This window comes from Hymenobacter fastidiosus (genome assembly GCF_039539565.1).
Classification (GTDB): domain Bacteria; phylum Bacteroidota; class Bacteroidia; order Cytophagales; family Hymenobacteraceae; genus Hymenobacter; species Hymenobacter fastidiosus.
Map to the genome: position 1 here is coordinate 90889 of NZ_BAABDJ010000017.1, position 6661 is coordinate 97549.

Annotated in this window: 1 protein-coding gene, 1 pseudogene and 1 CRISPR repeat array (1 of these 3 cut by a window edge); the gene and the pseudogene both read right to left on the reverse strand. The window is 53.5% G+C overall.

Annotation, left to right across the window (positions count from 1 at the left end; all coding sequences use genetic code 11):
* Nucleotides 1-5036: a CRISPR direct-repeat array (repeat unit 29 nt; unit sequence ATTTCAATTCCACACAGTCCGATTGAAGC) (it extends 1313 nt beyond the left edge of the window).
* A gap of 195 nt (nucleotides 5037-5231) precedes the next feature.
* Entirely contained in the window at nucleotides 5232-5495 is a 264-nt protein-coding gene (gene cas2, locus ABD833_RS10575; protein WP_345072868.1) for a CRISPR-associated endonuclease Cas2, read from the reverse strand.
* A gap of 116 nt (nucleotides 5496-5611) precedes the next feature.
* Nucleotides 5612-6589, reverse strand: a pseudogene (gene cas1b / locus ABD833_RS10580) (type I-B CRISPR-associated endonuclease Cas1b); the annotation flags it as partial.
* Nucleotides 6590-6661: the final 72 nt, after the last annotated feature.

Here is a 6661-nt window from a genome sequence, read left to right on the forward strand (position 1 = left end):
ATTCCACACAGTCCGATTGAAGCTTAGGAGGTCGACGAACAATCGTCTGTTATACTGTTATTTCAATTCCACACAGTCCGATTGAAGCACGGCAGATCGCAGAGGATTAGGTCAATGCTCCCGTCATTTCAATTCCACACAGTCCGATTGAAGCGCCCTTCATAAATACTATGAAGCATAAGAACGTCCGTATTTCAATTCCACACAGTCCGATTGAAGCTACTTCGCCGCTCGGAAACAGGCGGATGCTGGTGATATTTCAATTCCACACAGTCCGATTGAAGCCGGGGCTGTCGGGGAAGCGGATCTGCCCCGTAGCCCATTTCAATTCCACACAGTCCGATTGAAGCCCGCTGGCAATAAGTACTTTCATTCAGTCGGTGCGTCATTTCAATTCCACACAGTCCGATTGAAGCACACCCTTGGCGGCACCGAAGGCTTTTACGTGACCCATTTCAATTCCACACAGTCCGATTGAAGCGTTGGTTGTGGTGGTGGACTCGTTTGGTTGCGTTTGATTTCAATTCCACACAGTCCGATTGAAGCCGGCCCGGCGCACGTAGGCGGTATCGAGATGAAAGAATTTCAATTCCACACAGTCCGATTGAAGCAGCATAGCCTGACGGAACTGGTAGGCGGTCTGGCGCATTTCAATTCCACACAGTCCGATTGAAGCCGACGGCCTCCATGCCGGTCTTATCAACTCGCGTAAATTTCAATTCCACACAGTCCGATTGAAGCAAACACGAGAAAAGCCCGGCCCAGGCAATCGACGTAATTTCAATTCCACACAGTCCGATTGAAGCCGCACCGCAACCCGGCCGCACCCCGGGCGCTGCACCTATTTCAATTCCACACAGTCCGATTGAAGCTGCAAGGCAGTGTTAGTGTTACGAACGTGATGCGTTATTTCAATTCCACACAGTCCGATTGAAGCGAGCAATTTCATAGGCTAAATGAATCTGGCAAGCGCATTTCAATTCCACACAGTCCGATTGAAGCTGGCTCGATCATCCGGGTTTGTCTGCCGACAAGGTTGATTTCAATTCCACACAGTCCGATTGAAGCGCCGCAATGGTGAAACCGAACGTGGTCAGCAGCCTCATTTCAATTCCACACAGTCCGATTGAAGCGCCCGACGTGGCAGGTTAAGGCCAGAGGTAGATGCAATTTCAATTCCACACAGTCCGATTGAAGCAAGGCGCCCCTAAGCAAGTCCCCACGCCACGACTATTTCAATTCCACACAGTCCGATTGAAGCCCGCCCGGCGGGCTGCCGGACGGGGTGCTGATTAGTAATTTCAATTCCACACAGTCCGATTGAAGCCTTCCCCCGCCGCCGGCCCTGTTCCGGGTAGGCGCATTTCAATTCCACACAGTCCGATTGAAGCCGGAGCATATCCAGACTGACCGGCACGGACAACAGTATTTCAATTCCACACAGTCCGATTGAAGCACAGCCACATCGTGAAATTCGTGTCGTAGCCAAACGATTTCAATTCCACACAGTCCGATTGAAGCCTGCTCTCGGAGTGCGCGGCCTGCGCCGTGGAGCGCGATTTCAATTCCACACAGTCCGATTGAAGCATGGCAGCCCGCGCCTGCTGCGCTGGTTCCCGAAGTATTTCAATTCCACACAGTCCGATTGAAGCCGAAAGGGCAGTGTAACCGATAGGTGTACCGATACTATTTCAATTCCACACAGTCCGATTGAAGCGCAGCGCTATGCGAGTACTCCGCTGCTGCGAGGTAATTTCAATTCCACACAGTCCGATTGAAGCCGTTGCAGATATTCCCACGCATCACAACCGTACATATTTCAATTCCACACAGTCCGATTGAAGCTGAAAAGCCCCGACCAGTTGAGCGGTCGGGGCTTTTTATTTCAATTCCACACAGTCCGATTGAAGCGGGCTGATGCGCTGCGTCATGCGCGGGGCCATGACCACATTTCAATTCCACACAGTCCGATTGAAGCGGAACTTGCGCAGGCTGCCCTTCTCATGCATCGTCAATTTCAATTCCACACAGTCCGATTGAAGCGAAAAGGCGGGCCGCGCCGTGAATGCGCGTTTTCTCATTTCAATTCCACACAGTCCGATTGAAGCCGTCACCGGGGCAATAGCGCCCCCGGCCGTGGCCTATTTCAATTCCACACAGTCCGATTGAAGCGAACTCTTCGTCTTCCCCGGTGTGCCATACCCGCTCATTTCAATTCCACACAGTCCGATTGAAGCGTGCGCCAATCCGGAGCTGACGCTGGATCAGTTCGCATTTCAATTCCACACAGTCCGATTGAAGCGCGGCCTTGGCCTCGGTGTACACCCGAGCCAAGTCAATTTCAATTCCACACAGTCCGATTGAAGCAGTGTTACGAACGTAATGCGCTGGGCCTGGACCTGCATTTCAATTCCACACAGTCCGATTGAAGCTATTTGGGCTGGTTTCGTGCTTTGGCTCATGCTGGCATTTCAATTCCACACAGTCCGATTGAAGCTATCGAAAAATTAAGAGTGAGCCGCCTCGAAAAAACATTTCAATTCCACACAGTCCGATTGAAGCTATGGTGTTGTGGCGCAGTCATTCCCCCGCCTTCATTTATTTCAATTCCACACAGTCCGATTGAAGCTGGTGTTGTGGCGCAGTCATTCCCCCGCCTTCATTTATTTCAATTCCACACAGTCCGATTGAAGCCGGCGGCGTCGTTGCGGGTGAAGGCGGATAGTTTCAATTTCAATTCCACACAGTCCGATTGAAGCCACCGAACAAGGCTTTTAAGTGATGTTGAGAGCCGATTTCAATTCCACACAGTCCGATTGAAGCGTCGTGACAACGGTACCATCTACCAGCAGCAGGCGCAATTTCAATTCCACACAGTCCGATTGAAGCCACCGCAACCCGGCCGCACCCCGGGCGCTGCACCTATTTCAATTCCACACAGTCCGATTGAAGCCGCACCGCAACCCGGCCGCACCCCGGGCGCTGCACCTATTTCAATTCCACACAGTCCGATTGAAGCGCTAGCGGATTTGGTTGCAGCTGCCCGGCCGGGCGCATTTCAATTCCACACAGTCCGATTGAAGCGCGAATGTTACGGAGGTGCCCGGCGTGATGGTCTGATTTCAATTCCACACAGTCCGATTGAAGCCCAGCCCATTTGACCGCACTTTTCCGGAGGTTACCGATTTCAATTCCACACAGTCCGATTGAAGCCACTTCGGCATACTCGAGAGCCGCAACAGCTTGCGCATTTCAATTCCACACAGTCCGATTGAAGCGTACACGCGCATGGCGGACACGGCCCCGGCGTCACCCATTTCAATTCCACACAGTCCGATTGAAGCGCGCGAACTCGGTGCCACCTTCCTGACCGGGTTGCAATTTCAATTCCACACAGTCCGATTGAAGCCCCGCGCATTGCCACCCTGTAACCGCTGTAATAATATTTCAATTCCACACAGTCCGATTGAAGCAGAACAGGCCCACGCCGCCCGGACAGCCTACTGGCAATTTCAATTCCACACAGTCCGATTGAAGCGGTCGGTCTGGATATGCTCCGCCGGCCGGAAGGCCCATTTCAATTCCACACAGTCCGATTGAAGCCCCGCCGCCTAACCGCCTACCCCCACGGCCCCACGCCATTTCAATTCCACACAGTCCGATTGAAGCCATACAGCCTCACCTATGACCTAGAATGCAACTACATTTCAATTCCACACAGTCCGATTGAAGCTGAGCAGCGCCAGGGCTGATACCAGCTCGTCGATTGATTTCAATTCCACACAGTCCGATTGAAGCCGACATCCGCCAGAACCGCTACTTCCCTGAAATCGATTTCAATTCCACACAGTCCGATTGAAGCCGGATCGTGGAGGTGGTGGCGTTGCCCCCGCCAAGATATTTCAATTCCACACAGTCCGATTGAAGCCCCTCGCGCAAGCCCCCGCCGTTGCAGGTGAGACGTATTTCAATTCCACACAGTCCGATTGAAGCGGCTTCGCGCTCCGGGCTGATGCGCTGCGTCATGCGTATTTCAATTCCACACAGTCCGATTGAAGCCCAGCGCGGCTATATTCCAACTATTGTACAATACGATTTCAATTCCACACAGTCCGATTGAAGCAACGAACGTGCGCCACGCGCCCGGCCAGCGCCCGGCCATTTCAATTCCACACAGTCCGATTGAAGCGTTCAATTCCGTTGGCACAGTCCTGAGCTACTCCGCATTTCAATTCCACACAGTCCGATTGAAGCGGCGTAGTCAGAACGGCCGCGGCTGCGTCGTGGAACATTTCAATTCCACACAGTCCGATTGAAGCAATGGCCGCAACGCATTGCTTTTCAACTCGTTATCTATTTCAATTCCACACAGTCCGATTGAAGCCCCTGAGCGAAGAGGCTTTCACGGAGCTGCTCAACATTTCAATTCCACACAGTCCGATTGAAGCAAAAGGCGGCCCGCGCCGCAAATGCGCGTTTTCTCGATTTCAATTCCACACAGTCCGATTGAAGCCCCCCGGTACCAGTTCCGCCACCGTCACAACAGATCGATTTCAATTCCACACAGTCCGATTGAAGCCACGGCGATAGTGGTCAACTCCCGGAGCAAAAACCTATTTCAATTCCACACAGTCCGATTGAAGCCTGGCTGAGGCCAAGCAGATGGTAGCCCGCCGCGGCATTTCAATTCCACACAGTCCGATTGAAGCACGCTTCAAACATTGTTTGAAATTGCCGCGCAAAGTGAATTTCAATTCCACACAGTCCGATTGAAGCTGCCGAATTATTACCACGTTCGGCGGGAGTTGCTCCATTTCAATTCCACACAGTCCGATTGAAGCGGCAGCTGACAACAGGAAATTGGAAGGAAGAATATATTTCAATTCCACACAGTCCGATTGAAGCGCTGCTCGACGGCGGTGGTCTGCCTGTGTTTTGCACATTTCAATTCCACACAGTCCGATTGAAGCCTGCGGCCCCGCGCGCGGCCCGCACCACGTCCTTGTCATTTCAATTCCACACAGTCCGATTGAAGCCCATACGAAAAAGCCCGTTTGCGCGGCGGAAACTACTGCTTTTCCGGCAGAACAGCGGGGTAAAAGTCGTCTGTCGGTAATAGAACGATTTTGCTGGGGGAGCGACGACTAATGGTAGTCAGTGGGTTACGCTAAACCCGGTTTAAAATCGGTCCTTGTTCCTGGGTGTTCTTCCCTAACCGACGACCAGCGGCGCTATAAAAATGTATCCAGCCGGTTGCGCTCCAGCCCGACCACCTGCTTCTCCAGCCACTGCTGGCTGCGGCTTTTGAAGATCAGCACGCTGTCTTCCTCCAGGTCCAGGAAGGCGTCGGCCTTGGCCAGCATTTCCTTCAGTTTTACCTCCGTGATTTCCCCTTCAAACACCGAATTCTGAATCCAGTTCAGATAGCGCCGGCAGAGCTTCAGCATCTTGCCCACCCGCTTCTCCTTGATGTCATACACTAGCAATACGTACATGGCCGAACCAGTAAACCCGTTGAAAACAACTCACGAACAACCACCTGTCAGCACGTAGAAGGCGCCGCCCCTGGGGTCGATATGGCTGACCAAAAAACCAAAAACCAAAAACGAGCCTACCACCACGCCTTGAAGGGCTTGTATTCTTCCATCTGCATCAGGTGCTTGGTAAGCTTGTAGCATTCCAGCTTGATAAGATGCTGGTAGCTCACGCTGCGCTTGAGGGAGCGGTGCTGAATGGTTTCTTTCAGCCGCTCCTCAAACACCCGCACCACGGTTTTACGGCCCGACTCCTTCAGCACGCACCGGCCCAGGTCCTGCACGAAATCCCGGGGCTGAATCTCCTTCTTGTTGAGCACCCGGAAGATGAGACGGTCCACGAGCAGGGGCTTAAAGATTTCGGCCAGGTCCAGGGCCAGCGAAAAGCGGCGGGTACCGGGCTCGTGCAGAAAGCTGATGGTCGGGTTGAGCTGGGTATGGTAGATCTGCGACAAACAGGCCGAGTAGCACAGCATGTTGCCGAACGACATCAGCGCGTTCAGCTCATTCTGCGGGGGCTGGGTGGTGCGGGTACCAAAGGCGTACTTGGCCGGCACCAGCCGGTCGAAGGCCCCGTAGTAGGTCTGGCGGATGTTGCCTTCCAGGCCCATCAGCTCGGGTACGGCCGTGGCAAAAGGCAACGAGGCGACGTAGCCCTCAATCCGGTCGATTTCCGGGCCTACCGCCCGGCCCCGGCCCTGGTAGTAGCGCAGGTTCTTGAGCAGGTTGAACGCCGAGCCCTCCACGAACTTGCGGGCCAGCACCAGCCGCCGGGCTTTGGAGGTGTAATGCTGGGTCTGATTGACCTGAAGCTTGCCGGCCAGCAGGTATTCCTTGGCCATAAACGAGCCGGTATAGTGCTCGTAGTAGTCGAAGAAATGCACCGAAATACCCTGCTTGCCCAGAAAATTGTAGAGACTGGAATTGGCGTCCAGCGACCCGAAGACGTAGAGGTCGGCCACGTCTTCCACGGGCAGGTACTTCACCACGCCGGGTTGGCCCTGCTCGTCGTAGGCCGTGTATTGTAAGGTGTTGTCCTTGCGAGCTAAGCGGCCAGGGTTAAGAAGCTGTTTGAGTTAGCAGAATTTGAGCACCCGTTTGATGTTTGCCAAGCTAATCCATGCGTT